The organism is Holophagales bacterium, from assembly GCA_016699405.1.
In the GTDB taxonomy this organism is placed as follows: Bacteria; Acidobacteriota; Thermoanaerobaculia; order Multivoradales; family JAGPDF01; genus JAAYLR01.
The window spans coordinates 4,843,103-4,864,086 of the sequence record CP064972.1; the positions used below are offsets into that span (position 1 = coordinate 4,843,103).

Below are 20,984 nucleotides of genomic sequence, written 5' to 3' on the forward strand. Positions count from 1 at the left end.
CCCGCCACACTGGCCATTGCGTCCGACCTTTGCAGAAGATCGAGACCTAGCCTGACGGGCCACTCGACCGATTCCTCCCTGGTCTGCCCCGTGTACTCGCAGTACTGAGTTACCAGTCGCGTGACGTGCGTTATTGACAAGTCCGAGGTGGTGCCCTACCTTCAAAGATAGACTGAAGAGGCTCAACTTAGCTTCACAACCCGCGCGGCACCTTCTGCCCACACCTCGGTCACAAGGGGGTTGCCGCCTCTAAGGGAGGATGCACCATGAAGGCCTCGCACATTGCTCTTCTCGTGACAGTGTTGCTGGGAACCGCTTCGACTGCCTCAGCCCTGACCTGCAAGGAGAAGTACGAACTCGCCTTGGTTCGAGCGCTGCTGGTGGCCCCTCCTGTCTGTAGCGCCGACGATCCGACGACTCAGGCTCTGGGACTTGGGCTTCGAGGCTCGTCGCCAGGCCATGCTTGGGCCCCACAATCTGCTATTTCGAACGCGGCGAAGATGATTCGTCCGGTCGACTCCGGTCCCGGGCCAGGCCGCACCTGCTGTGACTGGTGCTACGAGGAGTACCTTGTGACCTACTACTGGTGTTGGGCTACCTATCACAACGACCCGCTTCGCCAATATTGTCTCGATGGGGCTTGGGAGGAATGGTGCTATTGCAACCAAGCCTGCGGTGGTAACTGCGGCTGGGGCCCGTGCAACGGGTAGCTCACTTCAGCGGCTACCCCTCGTTCTTCGGAAGTTCGCCAGCGGACGCGATGCCGAATGGCGTCATCGTAGATGCCTAGCCCGGATCTCTCACGCCTGAAGTGAAGAAGAGCTGTCTCCAGTGGTAGAAGTGCCTTTGTCTAGGAGGCTTTTCGAGTAGCGTCCGCGTAAGTGGTGTATGAGTCCTCTCTCCCCCTCGTCGTCGGGCCTGTGGGCGCTGTGGGAAACGCGTCAGCGTTTTCCACAGGGTCCACAGGCCATTTCGAGCCCGCGCTTTGGCGCTGGGTGGGGAGAGCGTCGAGGGTCACGGCACGGCACTTGGTAGGTTTCGGTTTGCGGACCAGAAGCCCCAAGGAGGCCCTACCGTGACCGATGTGAGCCTGCCCCTTCCCGTCGCTTTTCACAAGGCCCTCGAGCAGTCCAGCCCCGATCTGCTGCGCTCCCTGCTGCAGTCCTTCCTCGAGCAGCTCATGAGTGCTGAGGCCGACGCCCGCTGCGGCGCCAGCTACGGCGAGCGCAGTGCCGAGCGGATCAATGCCCGCAACGGCTACCGCTCCCGCCCCTGGGAGACGCGCCTCGGCGACATGGACCTGCAGATCCCCAAGCTGCGCAAGGGCAGCTACTTCCCCGAGTGGCTCCTCGAGCCGCGCCGGCGCTCGGAGAAGGCCCTCCTGGCCGCCATCGCCGAGGCCTATGTGCTCGGCGTTTCCACCCGCCGCGTCGAGCGCCTGCTGGAGACTTTGGGCCTGTCGAGTATCTCGAAGTCCCGGGTCTCGGAGATCTGCTCGGAGCTCGATCCCGCGGTCGAGGCGTTTCGGCAACGGCCGCTGACGCTGGCGTACCCCTACATCTGGCTCGACGCGCTCGACATGAAGTGCCGCGAGGAGGGTGGAGGCGTTGGTGTGAGCGTCGTCATCGCCACCGGAGTGTCCGCCGAAGGTCATCGCGAAATCCTCGGCGTCGAGGTCTTCACCAGCGAGGATGGGGCCTCTTGGCTGGCATTCCTGCGTGGTCTGAAGGCCCGAGGTCTGTCCGGTGTGCGCCTGGTGGTATCCGACGCGCATCCCGGGCTCAAGGCCGCCATTGCCTCGGTCTTCACCGGATCGCGCTGGCAACGCTGCCGCACGCACCTGACGACCAACGTGCTGACCAAGGTGCCAAAGGCCGCGCAGCCGGGTGTCGCCGCGCTCTTCCGCATGATCTTCCTGCAGCAGGATGCCGACGCGGTGCGCCAACAGGCCGAGCACACTCTCACGGCGCTCGAGCAGCGCTGGCCCGACGCGGCGAAGGTCTTCGCCGGCGCCTTCGAGGACGTCCTGGCCTTCACCGGCTTCCCGCGGGAGCACTGGCGCCAGATCTGGTCGAACAACCCGCAGGAGCGACTCAACAAAGAGATCCGGCGACGCACCGACGTCGTCGGCATCTTCCCCAACCGCGCCGCCATCGTGCGACTCGTCGGCGCTCTCCTCGCCGAGCAACACGACGAGTGGGCGATCGGACGGCGCTATTTCTCGCTCGAATCCGTCGCCCACCTCAACCCCGAGCTGAAGCCTGCGCCGGACGGCCAACAGGCTCAGCTCCTACCCGCGGCCTGAAGCCCACCATGTGTCCGCGCCGTCGCCCTCGTACACCACTTGACCGGACGTGGCCGCTTTTCGACCACAGCGGAGGAGACAGCCCTTGTCGACAGACTGTAAGGCGGAGCAGCTGAGCTTTCAAGGCTGGGGAGCGGGTCGGCGCCGGGAGGTGCGGTTGGACTTCGCGGGCGGCCGGCTGAGCTCGGATGGCGGCGCGGTGTTGCTGGCGGAGACGGAGCGTCGGCGCGGGATCTTGCGTCGCCTGTCGGCGTGCTTCGAGGACCATCGCGAGCCGGCGTGGGTGGAGCACGGGGTCGGGACGCTGGTGTCGCAGCGGGTGCTGGGTCTGGCGCTGGGCTACGAGGACCTGGTCGACCACGAGGAGCTTCGCGCGGACGCCTTGCTGGCTTCGCTGATCGGCGTGTCGGACCCGTCGGGCGACAGGCAGCGTCGGGATCGGGATCAAGGCAAACCGCTGGCAGGCAAGAGCACGCTGAATCGCTTCGAGTGGGGTGCGGTGAGCGATGCGGCGGCGGACCGCTACAAGCGCATCGCGGTGCAGCCGAGAGGCGTCCAGGACCTGCTCATCGACCTGTTTCTGGAGACCCAGGGCACGTCGCCGGAGCGGATCATCCTGGATCTTGATGCCACCGACGACCCGGTGCACGGCGAGCAGGAAGGACGCTTCTTCCACGGCTACTACGGCCACTACTGCTACCTGCCGCTCTACATCGTCTGCGGAGACAGCGTGCTGTGGGCGGAGCTGCGCCCCTCCAATATCGATGCATCGAAGGGATCGGTGGCGGCGCTGTCGCGGATCGTGTCGAAGATCCGGGATCGCTTTCCACAGGTCGAGATCCTGGTGCGCGCCGACTCGGGCTTCGCGCGCGAGAAGCTGATGCGCTGGTGTGAAGAGCATGGCATCGAGTACGTGCTCGGCCTGGCCCGCAACACACGCCTGGAGCGAGCGCTTCGCGGGCACCTCCAGCGGGCGGCCGCGCAACACGCCCGCTCGGGCCGGCCGGAGCGGTGCTTTCGCGACTCTCGCTACCAGACGCGTAGCACCTGGAGTCGTCGACGTCGCGTCATCGGCAAGGCCGAGGTCCTCGCCAAGGGCGCCAATCCGCGCTTCCTCGTCACCTCGCTCGCGAAAGCGGACCTCGAGGCCGAGCCGCTTTACGACCTCTACTGCCAACGGGGAGAGATGGAGAACCGCATCAAGGAGCAGCAGCTCGATCTCTTCGCCGGCCGGACATCGGCCCACTACTTGAAGATCAACCAGCTGCGGCTGTGGTTTTCCACCTTCGCCTACACACTCTTGGCCGAGCTGCGTCGCCTCGGGCTCTCGGGGACGACCTGGGCACGAGCCCAGTGCGGGACGATTCGCCTCAAGCTGCTCAAGATCGGCGCCCAGATACGACTGAGCGTGCGGCGGATCTGGATCGCACTCTCCTCGGCCTATCCGTGGAAGTCGGTCTTCCTCGAAGCCCTCGGGCGACTCCGCGCCTCTCCTGCCTGAGCTTCGGATCCGAACCCCGATCGGCAACAAACGAGTCAACGCAGTCGAGGTGTCCGCAGATCGCCCCGCCAGCGCGATCACAACGCACCGAATCGGCCTCTCAACCGCTCACACCCAATCTCTCGCCACCTGAACTCCCCGATTCGACCAACGATCCGACCCCACTGAGCCTCGACAAGGCCCTCGCCCAAATGGGGTGAGAAATCCGGGCTAGGTCTCAGACTCTGAGCGAGTGGCGGCGGACTTCGGCGTCTCGCCGTTCTTCGCCGCCGGTGCCGCAGCATGAACCGCTGCGGCATGGACTGGCTTGGTCGAGTTGGCGGAAGCGCATGGGAATCGAACCCACCCCCGCCGTCGGAATCGACGCCGGACAACGGTTTTGAAGACCGCAGAGAGCACCAGCCCCCGAGCGCTTCCGGCGCGATCTTAGCCGCTCACGGGCTTCCCCGTCTCGCGACGCTCTCGCTCTCGGCGAGGGCAACCGGCAATCGACGTCAGGTCACGCGGGCCAGTTGCCGCTCGGAGCCGATCAGGCGGCTGTAGGCGATCCCGCAGTGGTACCAGTGGAGCAGGAACGCCTCCTTCCCCGCCCGGACCCACCAACCGGCGCTGCGTCGACGTGGTGGGCAGCCGGGCGCCGGCGAACAGGCGACGGCCAGTCCGAGACCACGCGCCATCGTCGCCGCCCGAGCCAGGTGGAGCGGATCGGAGACGAGAAGCAGCGAGCTCATCCCGCGTTCGCGCAGCGTCGCCCGGACGTAGAAGAGATTCTCCAAGGTGTGCTGGCTGTGCTCTTCGGTCCAGATCGCCTCGGGCGGGACGCCGGTGGCGATCAGGTGCTCGCGGCCGGCTTCGGCCTCGGTGCGACTCGCCTTGCCGGTGAGACCTCCAGCCACCACGATGCGTGGCGCGAGGCCCTCGCGCCAGAGTGCCGCGGCGTGCTCGAGGCGCGCGACGAAGACCGCCGACGGCCGGTCGCTCTCGAGCAGTCGACCGAGGACGAGGATCGCCTCGGCCGGCCGGGAGGGCTCACCGGCGGCCGCCGCGAGCACGCGGCGCATCCTCCAGAGCACCGGCAGACCCAACCCGAGAGCTCCCACCGCCAGCGCGATCACCAGGGACGAAATGCCCCCGGGTCCGCCGATCTTCTGGCGGAACGTGGCGCGGGGTGGCGCGCTGTGCGGCACCTCGTTGACAGCTCCCGACATGGGCGGGAGAGTATAGGGCTTTCCGCGCGCCGATGGCGGTGCCGGAGACCCGAGACGAGGTCCTGCATGCGCCGAGCCCTTCCCGCCCTCTCCCTGCTCCTGCTCGCGGCAGCAACCGCCTGTGGAGGAGCCGAGAAGGCATCGGCTCCCCCGACCGTTCCCGCCGGTTCCGGCAACGCCGCCAGTCGGCCGGCCGCCGTCCTGTCGCTCGAGACCCCGGCGGCCGCTCCGGCCCCTGCCGCAGGAACCGGCTCCGCCAGCGCCGGTCTCTCGTTCGCCATCCCGGCGTCGTGGCCCACGTCGGCGCCGAGCTCGAACATGCGGATCGCCCAGGCGACGATCCCCGGCAAAGCCGGTGCAGGCGCACTGGCCGTCTTCTACTTCGGACCGGGCGGCGGCGGCGACGTCGAGTCGAACCTCCAGCGTTGGATCGGTCAGGTCGGGGTGGCCCAGGGGACTCAGCCGGCACGCGAGCGCTTCGAGGTCAACGGACTCGCCGTGACCTGGATCGACGTCAAGGGCTCGCTGCTGCCGAGCACGATGGGCACCGGACCGAGCACCGAACAGCCCGGCTCCCGCCTCTTCGGGGCAGTGATCGAGGGGCCGAACGGACCGTGGTTCTTCAAGGCCACCGGGCCCGAGGCGACGATGGAGGCCGCCAAGGCCGACTTCCTCGCCATGCTGCGCTCCTGCCGCGCTGCCAGTTGATGCCGCGGATTCCGATCGGCGCGCTCCCGGTCCTCGGTCGGCACCCGCACTGCTGTCCCGTCCCTCTTCCCGGAGACAGGCCATGACCCTCTCCCGCCGTCAGCTCCTGGTGACCGGCTCCGTCGCCGTCCTCGGCTCGCAGTTGCTCCCGCGACGCCTTGCCGGCCAGCCGGTCGCCGCGCCGCCCAAGGGCACCTTCACCGAGCTGCGCGGCGGCGTCGGCATCTTCACCGCCCAGGGCGGAACGATCGGTTGGCTGGTGACGCCCGACGCCGCGCTGGTGGTCGACAGCCAGTCGCCGGAGACCGCGCCGGTCTTTCTCGAGGGTTTCCGCTCCCGTACGGCGCGACATGCCGCGGTGCTGATCAACACCCACCACCACGACGATCACACCGGCGGCAACGGCGTCCTCCGTCCCTTCGTCGGCTCGATCGTGGCGCACGCCAACGTCCCGGCGCTGCAACGTCGCTCGGCCGAGCAGGAGAAGGCGCCGCCCCCGGTCGTGGCCGACACCACGTTCACCGACGCCTGGCGGATGGATCTGGGGAGCGAGGCCGTTGCCGCACGGCATTACGGCCCGGCGCACACCGGTGGCGACATCGCCGTCCATTTCGAGAAGGCCGACGTCGTCCATCTCGGGGACCTCGTCTTCAACCGCATCTACCCCTTCATCGACCGCGGCGCCGGAGCCAGCATCCGGAGCTGGATCACGGTGCTGGAGAAGATCGCCGCCGCGCACGGCGAGTCGACGCGCTTCATCTACGGACACGGCAAGCGCGAATCCGGGGTGACCGGAGGGAAGGCCGACCTCCTACTGCAGCGCGACTTCTTCACCGCGCTGCTGGACCACGCGGGCAGGGAGCTCAAGGCCGGCAGGAGCGTCGAGGAGATCGCCGGGGCGACGTCGCTCGCCGGTTTCCCCGAGCACGTGAGCCCGATCCCGTTCCTCTCGCTGGGAAACTGCCTGCGCGTCGCCTGCGCCGAGCTCGCCGGAGGTTAGCCAGGGAACCGCCGGCGCACCCGTGGTGCCACGGTGCGCTCCGCGTCTTCCTGGTGTGCGGCGGTCAGGTCTCGACGCGATCGCCCGGCTCGGAGCGATCCGCGGCGTCGGCCGCCCGTTCGGCTCGGCGGCGTTCGACGTTCGTCATCAGGCGGTGCCGCAGTCGGCCGGCCGCCACGTTGAGCGGGTTCTCGCGCGAAAGGAACGGCAGTGGCGGCCGGCGGCGGCAGCCGACTTCGGTGCGCAACCGCAGCAGCGACTCGTTGTCGGCAGCCAGCCACAGCCCCTTGTCGAGCGCGCGAACCGCCTTGCGACGCTCGCCGACCATCAGATAGAGAACCGCCAGATTCCCCCAGTTCTCCGCTTCGCGCGGCTCGCGCTTGACCGCATAGCGGCAGAGCTCGAGCCCCTCGCTCCGGCGCCCCTCGCAGCGCGCCATCGCCACGCCGAGAAACGAGAAGACCCGCGCCGGCAGATCGCTCTGCTTCGGCACCGCACTCGCCGCGCGAGCCAGCAGGTCGTAGCCTTCGTGCCAGCGCTCGCGTCGGCAGGCGAGAATTCCTCGGCGCAGCCACTCGGCCGTGTCTTCGGGCGACTTCACGGCCCGAGGGTAGCGCTCCCCGGCCCGCGCGTCCAGGATCTCCTTCACAGGTCGGTCGAAGCGCCGGAGCGCCAGACCGAACGCAAGACCTCTCGCTAGACAGCAGGCTCCGGCCGCAGCAGCGGCAGCGGCTCTCCCGACCAGCCGGGGAAGATCACGCTCGCCTCGCACGAGCCGAGGTGAGCCGCAGCCACCCCGGCGAAGACAGCGCGAAAATCGGTCGTCACCGGCAGGTCCCGCCCCTCGTGGAGCCGATCGAGATCGAGCCCCGGAAAGCGCCCATGGACCTTGCCGCCGTCGACCCGGTCGCCGAGCACGAAGAGACAGGAGCCGTGACCGTGGTCGGTACCACCGGAACCGTTCTCGCGCACCGTTCGTCCGAACTCGGTCATCGTCATCAGGACGACGTCGGCCTGTCGCGCCCCGAGGTCGGTCCAGAACGCCGCCACCGCTCGCGCAAGGTCGTCGGCCCGGCGGGAGAACGTCCCTTGCGCGGTGCCCTGTTGCACGTGGGTATCCCACCCTCCGGATTCGACGAACGCCACCTCGAGCCCGACGTCCGCCTTGACGAGTTGCGCGACCTCGCGCAGCGAGCTGCCGAGCGGACTCGCCGGATAGCTCGCACCGGAGGCCGGGCGGGAATTCGCGACGCCACGCTCGGCAAGGAGGCGGAGCGCGTCGAAGCTCTCGCGTCCGGCATCGCGCAGAAGCTGCTGCGACGCCTCGTCGTAGAGCGACTCGAAGCCGGCTCCGGCGACCGCCGCGGCGCCTCCCGCTCCACGGAGACGCACGCCGAAGGCCTTCAGATCGGGGATCGCGAGCGCCGGCTCGGGACCGGAGAGCGATCGCGGCAGGGCCGAGGTCGTGGCGACGGCGCGAAACGGCGTCGCGTCGTGCCCCAGCGTGCCGCAGACACGATTGAGCCAGCCCGAGGCGGTCCCCTTGCGCCCGGGCGTACCACTCTCCATGTAGTCCTGGGCGTCGAAGTGCGAGCGCGTCGGGTCGGGTGAGCCGACGCAGTGCACCACCGCCAGGCGACCTTCACGCCAGAACGGCAACCAGGGAGCAAGAGCAGGGTGGAAGCCGAAGCCCACGCCGAGATCGAGCACCGCACCCGCACCGGCACTGCGGGCCGCGCTCATCGCCAGCGACGGCCGCAGCGCCGCGAGCTCGCCGCCGCCGGTCGGCGGCACGGCGGCCAGCGCATCCATGGCGCCACGCTGGAAGAGGGTCACCAGCGTGCGACGGCGGGGCGACGTGCCGGTCGCCAGCGCCGCCCGCCGCAGGAACGATGGACCCGCGCCGAAGCTGAGCATCGCCAGCGCGCCGGACTTGAGCAGAACGCGTCGATCGAGCACGAGCGGATTCCTCCGTGAGCCGTCAGGGTTCAACGACGTTGAAATTCGGGCGACCCGAGGATCAGCCCCGCGACGCTCGCGGCGATCGAAGGCGGCGCGACCGGCGCGGAACGCGACGGCGCGTCGAGCCACTCGCCCCCGGCGGAGCGGCGTCCGGGTCGCGACGCGAAGCCGAAGAGCGCGGCGACCTCGCCATCGCTCGCCGCTCCCGACTCGCCGTCGGTCGCGGCGCGTTCGGCGAGCTTCCCGGGCAGATCCGGATCCTCGAGCAGCGGCGTGAGACGCGCGATCGTTTCGGCGACGTCGCGTTCCGGCAGGAAGAGCGGCGCATAGGCCGCCAGCGCCCCGTCGGCCGACGTCGGGGCGGATCCTCCCGCGAGAGAAGCGAGGTCGAGCCGCACACCTCCGACGCGTCCGGCAGCGAGCGCCAGGCCGAAGTTCATCCGCGCGAGCAGCGAGCCGCTGGCCACCCAGGTCTCGGCGCGGTCGCCGAAACCGGTCGGCGCCGGGCTGGCATAGAGCGGCTGCCCCATGCGAGCGATCCACTCGATGGCACCGCGCGGATCCTCGACGCGGGCCCCACTGGCGCGCAATGCCGAGGCCACGACCTCGAGCGGCGACTTGATCTTCTGCCGTCGCGCCGCGGCGCTCCAGAACTCCGGCGATTCGACCAGCGCGCGCACCGTCGCCCGCAGATCGCCGCCGCTTGCCGTGAACGTCGCCGCCAGCCGGTCGACCAACGAGGCGGGAGGATCGTCGGCGACGAATCGCACGGCGAGCTTCGCGGCGAGGTGACGAGCCGTCGCCGGGTGGAAGGCGACGAGGTCGAGGACCGCTTCCCCGTCTTCGATCCCGCGCCCGGCCGGCAGGGTGTGACCGAGAACGCGCTTGGCGGCCGCGTCGTGGGAGTCGGCGCGGAAGAGGAAGTCGCCGTCCACCACGAACCGGCCACGCCCCAGCGCTTCACGTCCGTTCGCCTGACCGGTCCGAGCCCCGAACCGGCGAGGCTCGGCCCCGGCGCCACGCTCGAGCGGAACGATCGACCAACCGGTCAAGGCCCTGGCGACCTCGACGACGTCTTCTTGAGCGTAGCCACCATCCACGCCGAGCGTATGCAGCTCGAGCAGCTCGCGAGCGTAGTTCTCGTTGAGCCCCCGCGGCCGTCCCGGCCGGTCCGCCGCTTGCCCCCGGCTCGCCGCGTGAGTCGGAGCGCCGAACCCGATACGCCCGCTCCTCGACTCACCGCCCCGCAGGCCCATCGGTCCACCACGTCCGCCGAACGCCCCGCCGCTCCTCCCGCCACGCGGTGCGACGTCGCCACCGAGGCGCCCCGCGACGAAGCGTCCGCCGAGCTCCTGTCCGAGCGTCGTCGGCTGACCTTCCGCCGCGACCGAACGGTCGTTGTCGAGGTAGACCAGCATCGCCGGGTGCTTCGCCGAAGCCTCGAGCAGCTCCCGGAAGCTCCCGAAGACATGCGGCCGGATCGCGTCGCGCTCGTAGGCGAGAATCCAGGATCTCGCTTCGTTGTCGCTCATCGAGACCGTCAGATGGTTGAACCAGAAGTCGGTGAGCCGCTCGGCGAGCTGGTTCTCCGCCGCGACCGCACGAAAGACCCGCTGCCCGAGCAACTGCGCGGCGAGCTCGCGCTGCGAGCGGTAGCCCTGCGCTCGCGCCCACTCGAGGACCTTCCGCCGCTGCTCGCGCTCCGCCGAGTCGGGGGCCGGCGTGCCGGAAGCCGGCGCGGCAACGCCCGCGGACTCGCCGGCCGAGGGAGCGCTCGGGCGCGCTCGCTCTCCCGAAACCACGCCGGCGGCTCGTGCCCGCGCGAGCAGGCGCCCCGGGCTCGGGAAGGTCTCGGCGATCTGCCGTGCCGGCATCCGGAGGGTGTCGTAGCGGGCGAGGTCGGCCGCCAGGGCAACTTCCGGGAGATCCGCTGCGAGTTGCCGCTCGACCCAGGCCTCGAGGCCCATCGACACCACGCGATCGACCTCGCCGGGCCGCGCCCCATAGGCCAACCGGTCGAGCAGATGGGCTGCGGCGGCGCGTTCGGAGAGGCCGGCTTCGCGCCACGGCAGGCGGAGCGGCACCGAGCCGTCGCCGGTTCGCGCCGGAGTGCTGAAGAGGAGCATCAGACCGGGGAGGGTGAAGAAGAATCGGCGCATGACGGGATCCTCGCGGCTCGCAGGTGGTCCCCAGGTGAAACCCACGCTCGCCGCCCTTCCTGCGCCTGCGGGACCGGGAATCCGCTCGTCAGCGGTGGGATACTTGGGGCGATGTCTGCCGACCTCCGCCCCCCGAGGCCCGGACCCCAGCGAACGCAGCGCTGGAAGCTCAGCCTCCTGAATGTCTTTCCTCCCTATCTCGGCGCCGGAGTGCGCGTCCGCCGCCTTGCCGACGACCCGCTGGTCTTCGAGTCGACGATGAGGTTGCGGTGGTGGAACCGCAACTACTTCGCCACGCACTTCGGTGGGTCGCTCTACAGCCTGTGCGACCCGTTCTTCGCGTTGATCCTCGTCGAAGCGCTCGGGCCGCACGAGTTCATCGTCTGGGACAAGGCGGCAGCCGTGCGTTTCCGTCGACCCGGCACCGGCACCGTCCGTGCCCGCTTCGCCATCCCGCGCGAACGGATCGAGGAGATCCGCACCGCGGCGCTCGCTGCCGAGAAGGTGGAGCCGCAGTTCACCGTCCAGGTGCTCGACGAGCAGGACCGCGTCGTCGCCGAGGTCGACAAGCTCCTCCACGTTCGCCACCGGCGCCGGTTCGCCGCCACCGACGCCACCGCCGACTCGGCACCGACGGTTGCCGATCCATCCTGAGGTCGACCTTTCCATCCTTCGAGGATTCCCATGCGCCTTCTCGACTCGCCGTTCACCCTCTTCCTGCTCGCCGCGGTTCTCCTGCCCGGCGCTCTCGCCGCCGGCGACCATCCGGTTCCGCCGACCACGCGGAAGGTCGACCAGAAGGACAACCTGCACGGCGTGGAGGTCGCCGATCCCTACCGCTGGCTCGAACAGGACGTCCGCGAAGCTCCCGAGGTGGCGAGCTGGGTCGAGGCCCAGAACCGCGTGACGTTCGGATACCTCGAGAAGCTGCCGCAACGAACGGCGATCCGCCGCCGGCTCGCCGAGCTCTGGGACTTCGCGCGCGTCTCCACGCCGGTCAAGCGCGGGGGCCGCTACTTCTTCTCGCGAAACGACGGGCTGCAGAACCAGTCGGTCCTCTTCGTGCAGGAGTCGCTCGCCGAGCCGCCGCGCCTCCTGCTCGACCCCAACAGCTGGTCGAAGGACGGCACGGTGGCGCTCGTCGGCTTCGCGCCGAGCCGCGACGGACGCTTTCTCGCCTACGGCGTCGCCGAGGCCGGATCGGACTGGACCACGTTTCGCGTCCTCGACGTCGACAGCGGCGCGCCGCTCGCCGACGAGGTCCGCTGGACCAAGTTCTCCGACGCCGCCTGGGCCGGCGACGGCAGCGGCTTTTTCTACAGCCGCTACCCCGAGCCGAAGCCCGGCGCCGCTTTCCAGAGCCTGAACACCCAGATGACGGTCTGCTTCCACCGGCTCGGCTCGTCGCAGAGCGAAGACGTCGTGGTCTTCGAGCGACCGGATCACCCGGACTGGGGCTTCGGCAACACCGTCACCGAAGACGGTCGCTACCTGGTGATCACCACCTGGATCGGCACCGACGCCCGTCACGCCATCTTCGTGCGCGACCTCGCCGAGCCCCTCTCCGGCGCCGTCGAGCTCGTCTCCGGCTTCGAGCACGAGTACACCCTCGTCGGGAGCGACGGTCCAACGCTCTACTTCAAGACCGATCTCGACGCCCCGCGGGGGCGGCTGATCGCCATCGACCTGCGCCACCCGGCGCGCGAGCTCTGGCGCGAGATCCTGCCGCAACAGACGGCGACCCTCGCTTCGGTCGACGATCTCGGCCGGATGTTCGTCGCCACCTTCCTCGAGGACGCGGCGAGCCGCGTGCGCTGCTACGCGCGTGACGGCAAGCTGCTGCGCGAGCTCACCCTCGACGGCATCGGATCGGTCGGCGGCTTTTCCGGGCGCAGCGACGACACCGAGACGTTCTTCACCTTCACCAGCTTCACCACCCCGGCCACGGTCTATCGGCTCGATCTCGCAACCGGCGAGAAGCGCGTCTTCTTCGCCCCGAAGGTGGCCTTCGACCCGACGGCCTTCGTCGTCCGGCAGGTCTTCGTCCCCTCGAAGGACGGGACCCGCGTGCCGGTGTTCCTCGTCCACCGCAAGGGACTCAAGCTCGACGGCAGCAACCCGACGCTCCTTTACGGATACGGCGGCTTCAACGTGTCGCTCACTCCGTACTTCTCGGTGCCGACAGCGGTCTGGCTGGAGATGGGCGGAGTGTACGCCCAGGCCAACCTGCGCGGCGGCGGCGAGTACGGCGAGCCCTGGCATCGCGCCGGCACCAAGCTGCAGAAGCAGAACGTCTTCGACGACTTCATCGCGGCCGCCGAGTGGCTCGTCGCCAACCGGGTTACCCGGCGCGACAAGCTCGCCATCTCCGGGGCCAGCAACGGCGGTCTTCTCGTCGGTGCGGCGATGACCCAGCGCCCGGAGCTCTTCGGCGCCGCGCTGCCGGCCGTCGGCGTGATGGACATGTTGCGCTTCCACCGTTTCACCGCCGGCCGCTTCTGGGTCGACGACTATGGCTCGGCCGAGGACCCCGCGGAGTTCAAGGCGCTCTACGCCTATTCGCCCTACCACAACCTGCGCCGGGGGACGGCGTACCCTGCCACCCTGGTGACCACCGCCGATACCGACGACCGGGTCGTCCCCGGTCACAGCTTCAAGTTCGCCGCCGCGCTCCAGGAGGCGCAGGCCGGGCCGGCACCGGTGCTGATCCGCATCGAAACCCGCGCCGGCCACGGCGGAGGCAAGCCGGTCGCCAAGCAGATCGAGGAATCCGCCGACGAGTGGTCCTTCCTCGCCGCCAACCTCGGGATCACGCTGCCACCGTCGTTCGCCTCTCCGGCGGCGAAACGCTGAAGCCCTCTTTCCAGGAGAACCTGCGATGCGTGCCACCCTGCCGATCGCCACTCTGATCGCCCTGCTCGCCGCCTCGGCGCCGAGCGCGGCGACGATCGCTCCCGCAACCGTCGACGCGACGGTGAGCCGCCTGACGGCACTCCACGGTCCTTCCCAGGCCGACCGCATTCGTCTCGGCGTCCGCCAGGTCGCCGAGCGCTGGTGGCCGGAGGACGGCGACGAGGCGGCCTTCGCCGCCTTCTGCGAGGCGAACTTCCTCGCCAAGCCGGAGGAGGTCCGCGCCGCCCTCGATCGCTTCGAGCTCGTCCTCGAAGAGATGCAGGGCCACCTGCACGAAGTCCGACGCGAGCTGACGACGCCGCTCGACCTCGACACGGGACCGGTCACGGCCTGGGATCGCCTGCTCTCGGAGATCGACCTCTCGGCCCACGTGCCGGACGACCTCTTCGCCAGCAAGGCCGCCTTCCTGGTGCTGCTCAACTTCCCCATCCGTTCGCTCGACGAGATGCTCGCCGGAGGTACCGCGTGGGATCGTGACACCTGGGCCCGGGCGCGCCTTGCCGAGGGCTTCGCCCGGCGAACGCCGCCGCAGGTCCTGTCGGCGATGACGCGTGCCTATGCGTCCGCCGACAACTACATCGCCGGCTACAACATCCGGATGGACCGACTGCTCGACGCCCGCGGCGAGCGGCTCTTTCCGGAAGGGCTGCGCCTGATCACCCACTGGGGGCTGCGCGACGAGCTCGGCTCACGCTACGGCGATCCGCAGGGACTCGCCCGGCAGCGCCTGATCGCCCAGGTGATGGAGCGCATCGTCACCCAGACGATCCCCCAGGCGGCGATCGACAACGCCGAGGTGACCTGGCGTCCGGGAGAGAACGTCGTCAAGCCACTCTCCGGCACACCGGCTCCCGGCGTCGATCTCGCGGCACGCGAGCCCGACACGCGCTACGCGAAGATCCTCGAGGTCTTCCACGCCGTCGCCGCCGAGGACGCCCACGACCCGGTGACACCGACTTTCGTGCGGCGACGGTTCGAGCGGGACCGGCAGGTCCCCGAGGCCGAAGTCGAGAAGCTCCTCGTCTCGGTGCTGGCGAGCCCCGAGGTCAAGCAGGTGGCCGCGGAGATCACCCGCCGGCTCGGACGTCCGCTCGAGCCGTTCGATATCTGGTACACCGGTTTCAAGCCGCGCGGCGCCTACTCCGAGGCCGAGCTCGACGCCGTGACGCGGCAGCGCTACCCGAACGTGGCGGCGTTCCAGGCCGACCTGCCGCGCATCCTCACCGGACTCGGATTCTCCCCGGAGCGGTCCGCCTGGCTCGCCGAACACATCGTCGTCGATCCGTCTCGCGGCGCCGGCCACGCGATGGGAGCGGTGCGGCACGAGGACAAGGCCCACCTGCGGACCCGCATCGCCGCCACGGGGATGGACTACAAGGGCTACAACATCGCCATCCACGAGCTGGGTCACAACGTCGAGCAGGTCTTCTCGCTCAACGCGATCGATCGCAACCTGCTCTCCGGCGTGCCGAACAACGCCTTCACCGAGGCCCTGGCCTTCGTCTTCCAGCAGCGTGACCTCGAGCTGCTCGGGCTCGCCCGGCCCGACGAAGCCTCGCGCCGCGCCGAGGCGCTCGCCGGCGTCTGGGCCACCTACGAGATCGCTGGCGTCTCGCTGGTCGACATGCAGGTCTGGCGCTGGCTCTACGCCCATCCGCAGGCGACACCGGCCGAGCTGCGCGAGGCGACGGTGGCGATCGCGCGCGATGTCTGGAACCGCTACTTCGCCCCGGTGATCGGCACCCGCGACTCGTTGCTGCTCGGCGTCTACTCCCACATGGTCGCCTACGCCCTCTACCTGCCCGACTACGCTCTCGGCCACCTGATCGCCTTCCAGGTGGCCGAGCATTTCCACGGACGGGATTTCGGTCGCGAGTTCGAGCGGGTCGCTCGTCAGGGGCGGCTGACCCCGGAGGCCTGGATGCGCGGCGCGGTCGGTGCTCCGCTCTCCGCCGAGCCGCTCCTCGCGGCGGCGCGCGCGGCACTGAAGACCGAGTCGACGGGGGTCGGGAAGAAGTAGCGGCACCCGGCAAGGCGGTGGCGCGCCGATCGCCCGGCCGGCGATCGGCGCCGCCGTCTCCGGCCTACTGCCCGAGCTCGGCGAGCAGCGGCTTGGCCGCTTCGCCGTGGACCGTCTCCATCACCCAGAGCAGGTAGCGCGCGTCGGCGCTCACGTTGCGCGCCACGTCGGGATTGAACCCGAAGTCGTTGGCGACGTTCTCCCAGACACGGTCGAAGTTCACGCCGACGAGCTCTCCTCTGCCGTTGAGCACCGGACTTCCGGAGTTGCCGCCGGTCGTGTCGGCGTCGGCGAGGAAGGCCACCGGGACGTCGCCGAGCGCCGTGTCGGCCCAGCGGCTCGCCGGCGCGTTCGGCGCCGCCGCGAGCAGCGGTTGCGGTGCGGCGAACGGCTCGACGCCGGTCGACTTCGCCACCATGCCGGCCACCGTCGTGCGCGGTCGCATCCAGACCGCGTCGCGCGGCGAGTAGCCCTGGACGTGCGCGAAGCTGACGCGCAGGGTGCTGTTGGCGTCCGGCGCGATCGGCTTGCCGGCGTGCGCCGCCACGGCTCGCATCCAGACCGGGCGCAGTCGCGCCACGGCGCCGCGGAAGCGGTCGTCCCGGTCCTTCTGCGCCCGGAGCTCGACGTCGAGCGCGAACGCCAGATCGAGCAGGGGATCCCGGCGCGCCCGGAGCTGCGCGGCGCTTTCGTCGAACATCTTGCTCCGCTCGGCGGCGTCGGCCACGCGGCTCCCGGCGAGCAGTGCGGTGGCGCGACCGGCCGGGTCGCCGCTGCCGGCGAGCAGCGCGTCGACCGGCGCGATCCGTTGGCCCGCCGGCAGCGTCGCGGCGCGCCGCAGCCAGTCGCCGAGCAACGCCGCGTCGGCACCGGCGTGCAGCTCGCTCTGGGCTTGTTCGAGTCGGTCGGCGATCCGCTGGCGGTTGCGCTCCATGTAGGCGGGCTCGCGTTCGAGGTCGGGCTTGGCCTTCTCCTCGGCCCAGCGGGCGAGCGTCAGCGCCAGACCGAGCGGCTGTCCCGCCTGACGCGCCGTCGAGAGCAGGAAGTCGCGGTCGAACCGCTCGGCCCGCTCGGCGAGCAGCGCGGCGAGCTCGGCGCGAGCCGCGACGGCCGCGCGATGGGCGGCGCCGTGCGGAGACGCGATCCACTCGAGGACTTCGCGATCGGCCGTCCGCTTCTTCTCGACGAGGTGGCCCCGGGCGATCCCGGCGAGCTGACCTCGCGAGTTCTTCTCGCTGTTGCCGAGCCCGCGGATCCGCTCGGCGAGCGCGATGCGCGAGGCGTCGTCGCGCGCCGCGAACGACTCGAGGGTGCGCAGCCAGCCGCCGAAGAGATCGACCCGCCGCGGATAGAAGAGCTCGGCGCGCTCGGCCATCTCCTCGGCGAGATAAGACCGGAAGGTCGTCCCGGGATAGCCGGCGACCATGACGAAGTCGCCGTCGACGACACCGCGCCGGGCGAGGGGGTAGTAGTGCCGCGGCACCAACGGGACGTTCTTCTCGGAGGGGCGCGCCGGGCTCCCGTCCGGCGCCGCGTAGACGCGCAGCAACGAGAAGTCGCCGGTGTGACGCGGCCAGCTCCAGTTGTCGACCTCGCCGCCGTAGTCGCCGACGGCGCCCGGCGGTGCCCAGACGAGGCGCACGTCGGCGTACTCGACGTTCTCGAAGAGCACGTAGCGCACGCCGCCGTCGAAGGCCGCCACCTGGCAGCGCCGGTCGGGCTGGCGCTCGCACTCGGCCGTGAGCTCCTTCTGCTTGCGCTCGATCGCCCGGAACCGCGCCAGGTCGTCGGCGAGCCCGGCCGCGGACGCCTCGATCTCGGCGGTCACGTCGCGGGTGCGTGACGGCACCGTCGCCCGCATCCCCTTCGCCGGCAGCTCCTCGGCGCGCGTGGCGGCGAGGAAGCCGTGGGTGAGCAGATCGCGCTGCGGCGTCGAGTGCTCCTGGATCGCGCTCATCGCGCAGTGGTGGTTGGTGACGATCAGCCCGGCGCTCGACACGAACCCGGCCGAGCAGCCGTCGATCTCGACGGTGGCGTCGAGCAGCCCGGCGCCGTCGCTCCCCCAGAGCGCCGCGGGAGCGATCTCGAGACCGAGCCCACGCAGCCAGGCCGGATCGAGGGCAAGCATCTGGTCGGGGGTCCACTTGCCTTCGATCGCCACGGCCGGCGGGGTGGACGAGACGAACGAGACGAGCGCGATGACGACGGCGAGCGCCGAGGGGAGGAAGGGTCGGGTCTGGGTTCCCATGGGCCGGAGTCTAGCGACTCCGTGCCGAGGGTTCAGCCTTGCCGCGCCGGCGGGCGCAGGAGCTCGACGCGAACGGTCACTTCGCCGTCCGGCAGGTCGAACGGCTTGACCACCTCGCGATGCGAGCTCGCCAGGAGCTGTTCGGCAAAGAGTGCCACTCTCTGATTGAGGCGCGGCCAGCCGAGATCGCCGAAGACCTGGCCCGCCGACCAGACGAGCAGTCGACGGCCGGTGTTCACGCCGGAGACGACGGTGGCCCGCGCCACGGCCTCGCCGTGGGCGAGCGAGTCGGCGAGCACCCGATCGAGGTCGGCCATCGGCCGCAGCGTACCGCCGCCGTCCGGGGACGGCAACTGCCGTGAGGAGCCGGCTCGCGGCACCGGAGAGCGCTCACCGCACGCCGCTTATACTCCGCCCATGCCGCCGCGCTTCGACGCCGAGCGTCGCACCGTCGAGCTCGCCGTCGCCGACCTGCTCGAGCCTGCCCTGCTGCGCAGCCTCGGGTTCGCCAACCGCGGCGGATTCGAGCGGATGTGGCTCGGCCAGGCGATCCACTCGCGCTATCAGGAAGAGGCGCTCGCCACCGACCCGACCTATCGCCGCGAAGTGCCGCTGCGCCTCAGCTTCGTCCACCGCGGCTGGGAGGTGACGCTCACCGGTCGTGCCGACGGCCTGCGCCGCGAGGCCGACGGCGTGCGCGTGGTCGAGGAGATCAAGTCCGTCCGCCGCGGCGGGCAGCTCTCGCAGGCGGCCCGCGACCTCTACGAGCGACAGGCGCGGCTCTACGCCTGGATGCTCTCGCGGCTCGAGCCTGTCGCGGACGGGAGCCCGGCGGCCGTCCATCCCGAGCTCGTCTTGATCGAGATCGGCGGCGAAGGCGTCGAGCGCGAGCGTCTCGACGCCGACCTGCCGACCCTCGAGATCGCCATCCACCGCCGGCTGGCCTCGCTGCTTCACGGCTTCGAGCGTCAGGAGCGCGAGCGCGCCGACCGGCGGGTCGCCGCGACCTCGCTCGCCTTCCCCTACCCGCTGGCGCGCCGCGGCCAGGAGGAGATCGTCGCCGCTGTCGAACATGCCGTCGAACACGGCGAGCAGCTGCTGCTCGAGGCACCCACCGGCATCGGCAAGACGGTCGCCGCGCTCTTTCCCGTCCTCAAGCACGCGCTCGCCCACGACCGCCGGGTCTTCGTGCTCACCGCCAAGACGTTGCAACAGCAGATGGCGCTGACCGTCCTCGGCCTGCTCAACGGCCAGCGCGCCTTCCATGCGCTGCAACTCCGCGCCAAGGCCCGCATGTGCGCCAACGGCGAGGTGATCTGCCACGAGGAGTACTGTCCGTTCGCCCGCGACTACTACGCCAAGGCGATCAGCTCGGGCATCCTCCAGCGTCTGCTCGGCGACTGGGGCGAGTTGCTGCCCGACGAGGTCTTCGCCGCCGCGCGTGAGACCGAGGTCTGCCCGTTCGAGATCAGCCTCGAGCTCGCGCAGCTCTGCGAGGTCGTGGTCTGCGACTACAACTACGCCTTCGACCCGTGGGTCGCGCTCTCGTCGTTCGCCGAGGACGCGAGTCTTGCCGACACGATCCTGGTGATCGACGAGATTCACAACCTCGTCGACCGCGGCCGCGGGTATCTCAGCCCCGAGCTCGCCTCCGTCGAAGCGCGCGCCGCCGCCGAGGCGCTCTCGCTCGCCGGCGGCGAGCTGCCGCGAAGGCTCGCCGGGCTCTGCTCCGAGCTCGCCGACCTGATCGACCGCACGGTCGAAGGAGCGCTCGCTCTCGCCGGCGGCGGCGAGATGACGGCAGTCGAGGCACAGCTGCCCGAGGACGATCTGTGGGCCTGGCGCCCCGAGTTCGACGCCGCGTTCGTCGACTACCTCGAGTACCAGCGCGAGACGCGCAGCTTCCGCGCCGAAGACCCCTTCGTGGCGTTGTACTTCAAGCTGCTGCGCTTCCTCGCCGGCCTGCTCGAGCGCGGTCCGGCGTTCGCCCACCTGGTCGAGCGGCGAGAGGGCAGCGGCGTGCTGCGCGTTCTCTGCAAGGACCCGAGCCGCCACCTCGGGGGCGTGCTGCGGCGCGCTCACGCGGTGATCGGCCTTTCGGCGACGATCTCGCCGCCGGAGTTCTACCGCGACCTGCTCGGCTTCGAGGCGGCACGCACCGCGACCTTGTCGCTGCCGAGCCCGTTCCCCACCGAGCACCGCCGTGTGGTGCTCGACGCCTCGGTTTCGACCGCCTATCGCGATCGCGCCGCCCAGGCGCGCACGCTCGCCGAACGGCTCGCCGCGTTCGCCGATGCGGTGGACGGCAACTGCCTCGCCCTCTTTCCGAGTTTCCAGTACTTGCAAGACATCGCCGGCTTCCTTCGTCCGGCGCACAAACGCGTGCTGCTGCAACAGCGTGGAGACGGCGAGCGGCAGCGCGAGGCCCTGCTCGACGCCTTGCGCACCGCCCTGCTCGGCGACGTGCTGCTGCTCGCCGTCGCCGGCGGCGTCTTCGCCGAAGGGGTCGACTATCCTGGCGACATGCTGCGCGCGGTGGCGGTGATCGGCCCCTGCCTGCCCGTGCCGACGGTCGAGACGCGGCTCCTGCAGAGCTACTACGAAGAGCGCTTCGAACGCGGCTTCGAGTACGCCTTCGTCGTCCCGGGGATGACGCGGGTCGTCCAGGCGGCCGGCCGTCTGATCCGCTCACCGGAAGACCGCGGGGTGATCGCTCTCTTCGATCGACGATTCCTGCAGCGGCCTTACCGCGACCGCCTCCCTGCGGATTGGATGCCCGAGGAGGGACTGTCCTCGCTCGTCGGCGACCCGGCACGGGCAGCCGTCGAGTTCTTTCGTCTCGGCGTCGGCCGGACGGGCGGCACGTCCTCGCGCTGAGCTCAGCGCCTGGGGGTCCGAGCCGCCGCTGGACACGGCGCCGACGCCCAGCGCCAGGTTGTACGATGAGCCTCTCGCTCTGC

14 protein-coding genes and 1 tRNA gene are annotated in these 20,984 nt (G+C 70.2%); 8 read left to right on the forward strand and 7 right to left on the reverse strand.

Annotated elements, in window-relative coordinates; translation table 11 throughout:
- The first annotated feature begins 1,075 nt into the window (after positions 1 to 1,075).
- Together IPJ17_20100 and IPJ17_20105 are read left to right on the forward strand one after the other, a co-directional pair.
- A complete protein-coding gene (locus IPJ17_20100; GenBank protein QQR73743.1) occupies positions 1,076 to 2,305 on the forward strand; it encodes an IS256 family transposase in 1,230 nt (409 codons plus the stop codon).
- A gap of 85 nt (positions 2,306 to 2,390) precedes the next feature.
- On the forward strand, positions 2,391 to 3,806 hold the full coding sequence (locus IPJ17_20105; GenBank protein ID QQR73744.1) for an IS1380 family transposase: 1,416 nt from the start codon (positions 2,391 to 2,393) through the stop codon (positions 3,804 to 3,806).
- 317 nt (positions 3,807 to 4,123) lie between these two features.
- On the opposite strand, the gene IPJ17_20110 is transcribed toward IPJ17_20105, so the two are convergent.
- Together IPJ17_20110 and IPJ17_20115 are read right to left on the reverse strand one after the other, a co-directional pair.
- Positions 4,124 to 4,223 (reverse strand) — tRNA-Sec (locus IPJ17_20110).
- A 77-nt stretch (positions 4,224 to 4,300) separates the two neighbouring features.
- Positions 4,301 to 5,014 carry a YdcF family protein gene (locus tag IPJ17_20115; protein ID QQR73745.1) on the reverse strand — a complete coding sequence of 238 codons (714 nt, stop codon included), beginning with the start codon at positions 5,012 to 5,014 and terminating at the stop codon, positions 4,301 to 4,303.
- Positions 5,015 to 5,080: 66 nt separating this feature from the next.
- On the opposite strand from IPJ17_20115, the gene IPJ17_20120 reads away from it, so the two are divergent.
- Both IPJ17_20120 and IPJ17_20125 read left to right on the forward strand, forming a co-directional pair.
- The gene (locus IPJ17_20120; GenBank protein ID QQR73746.1) at positions 5,081 to 5,722 is read left to right on the forward strand and encodes a hypothetical protein; all 642 of its coding nucleotides are present in this window, start codon (positions 5,081 to 5,083) and stop codon (positions 5,720 to 5,722) included.
- 82 nt (positions 5,723 to 5,804) lie between these two features.
- Positions 5,805 to 6,722, forward strand: coding sequence for an MBL fold metallo-hydrolase (locus IPJ17_20125; GenBank protein ID QQR73747.1), 918 nt, complete (start codon positions 5,805 to 5,807; stop codon positions 6,720 to 6,722).
- A gap of 64 nt (positions 6,723 to 6,786) precedes the next feature.
- Here the strand turns inward: IPJ17_20125 and IPJ17_20130 are convergent, their stop codons facing one another.
- From IPJ17_20130 to IPJ17_20140, 3 genes are all read right to left on the reverse strand, one after another.
- Positions 6,787 to 7,323, reverse strand: a complete 537-nt coding sequence (locus tag IPJ17_20130; protein QQR73748.1) for a tetratricopeptide repeat protein — start codon at positions 7,321 to 7,323, stop codon at positions 6,787 to 6,789.
- A gap of 95 nt (positions 7,324 to 7,418) precedes the next feature.
- Complete coding sequence (locus IPJ17_20135) at positions 7,419 to 8,639, reverse strand: DUF1501 domain-containing protein (protein ID QQR76237.1); 1,221 nt, start codon at positions 8,637 to 8,639, stop codon at positions 7,419 to 7,421.
- A 71-nt stretch (positions 8,640 to 8,710) separates the two neighbouring features.
- Positions 8,711 to 10,843, reverse strand: coding sequence for a DUF1800 family protein (locus tag IPJ17_20140; GenBank protein QQR73749.1), 2,133 nt, complete (start codon positions 10,841 to 10,843; stop codon positions 8,711 to 8,713).
- 111 nt (positions 10,844 to 10,954) lie between these two features.
- Here IPJ17_20140 and IPJ17_20145 point away from each other — a divergent pair, with 111 nt between their 5' ends.
- Genes IPJ17_20145 through IPJ17_20155 form a run of 3 tightly spaced genes read left to right on the forward strand, consistent with a single transcriptional unit; the run spans position 10,955 to position 15,776 of the window.
- The gene (locus tag IPJ17_20145) at positions 10,955 to 11,497 is read left to right on the forward strand and encodes a DUF4442 domain-containing protein (protein QQR73750.1); all 543 of its coding nucleotides are present in this window, start codon (positions 10,955 to 10,957) and stop codon (positions 11,495 to 11,497) included.
- A 30-nt stretch (positions 11,498 to 11,527) separates the two neighbouring features.
- On the forward strand, positions 11,528 to 13,696 hold the full coding sequence (locus IPJ17_20150) for a S9 family peptidase (protein ID QQR73751.1): 2,169 nt from the start codon (positions 11,528 to 11,530) through the stop codon (positions 13,694 to 13,696).
- A gap of 25 nt (positions 13,697 to 13,721) precedes the next feature.
- Positions 13,722 to 15,776, forward strand: coding sequence for a hypothetical protein (locus IPJ17_20155; GenBank protein ID QQR73752.1), 2,055 nt, complete (start codon positions 13,722 to 13,724; stop codon positions 15,774 to 15,776).
- A 64-nt stretch (positions 15,777 to 15,840) separates the two neighbouring features.
- Here the strand turns inward: IPJ17_20155 and IPJ17_20160 are convergent, their stop codons facing one another.
- Together IPJ17_20160 and IPJ17_20165 are read right to left on the reverse strand one after the other, a co-directional pair.
- Positions 15,841 to 18,024 (reverse strand): S46 family peptidase, encoded by a 2,184-nt coding sequence (locus tag IPJ17_20160; GenBank protein ID QQR73753.1) that lies wholly within the window; start codon positions 18,022 to 18,024, stop codon positions 15,841 to 15,843.
- Between the two features lie 32 nt (positions 18,025 to 18,056).
- Entirely contained in the window at positions 18,057 to 18,341 is a 285-nt protein-coding gene (locus IPJ17_20165) for an XdhC family protein (protein QQR73754.1), read from the reverse strand.
- 100 nt (positions 18,342 to 18,441) lie between these two features.
- Here IPJ17_20165 and IPJ17_20170 point away from each other — a divergent pair, with 100 nt between their 5' ends.
- Positions 18,442 to 20,901 (forward strand): DEAD/DEAH box helicase, encoded by a 2,460-nt coding sequence (locus IPJ17_20170; GenBank protein QQR73755.1) that lies wholly within the window; start codon positions 18,442 to 18,444, stop codon positions 20,899 to 20,901.
- Positions 20,902 to 20,984: the final 83 nt, after the last annotated feature.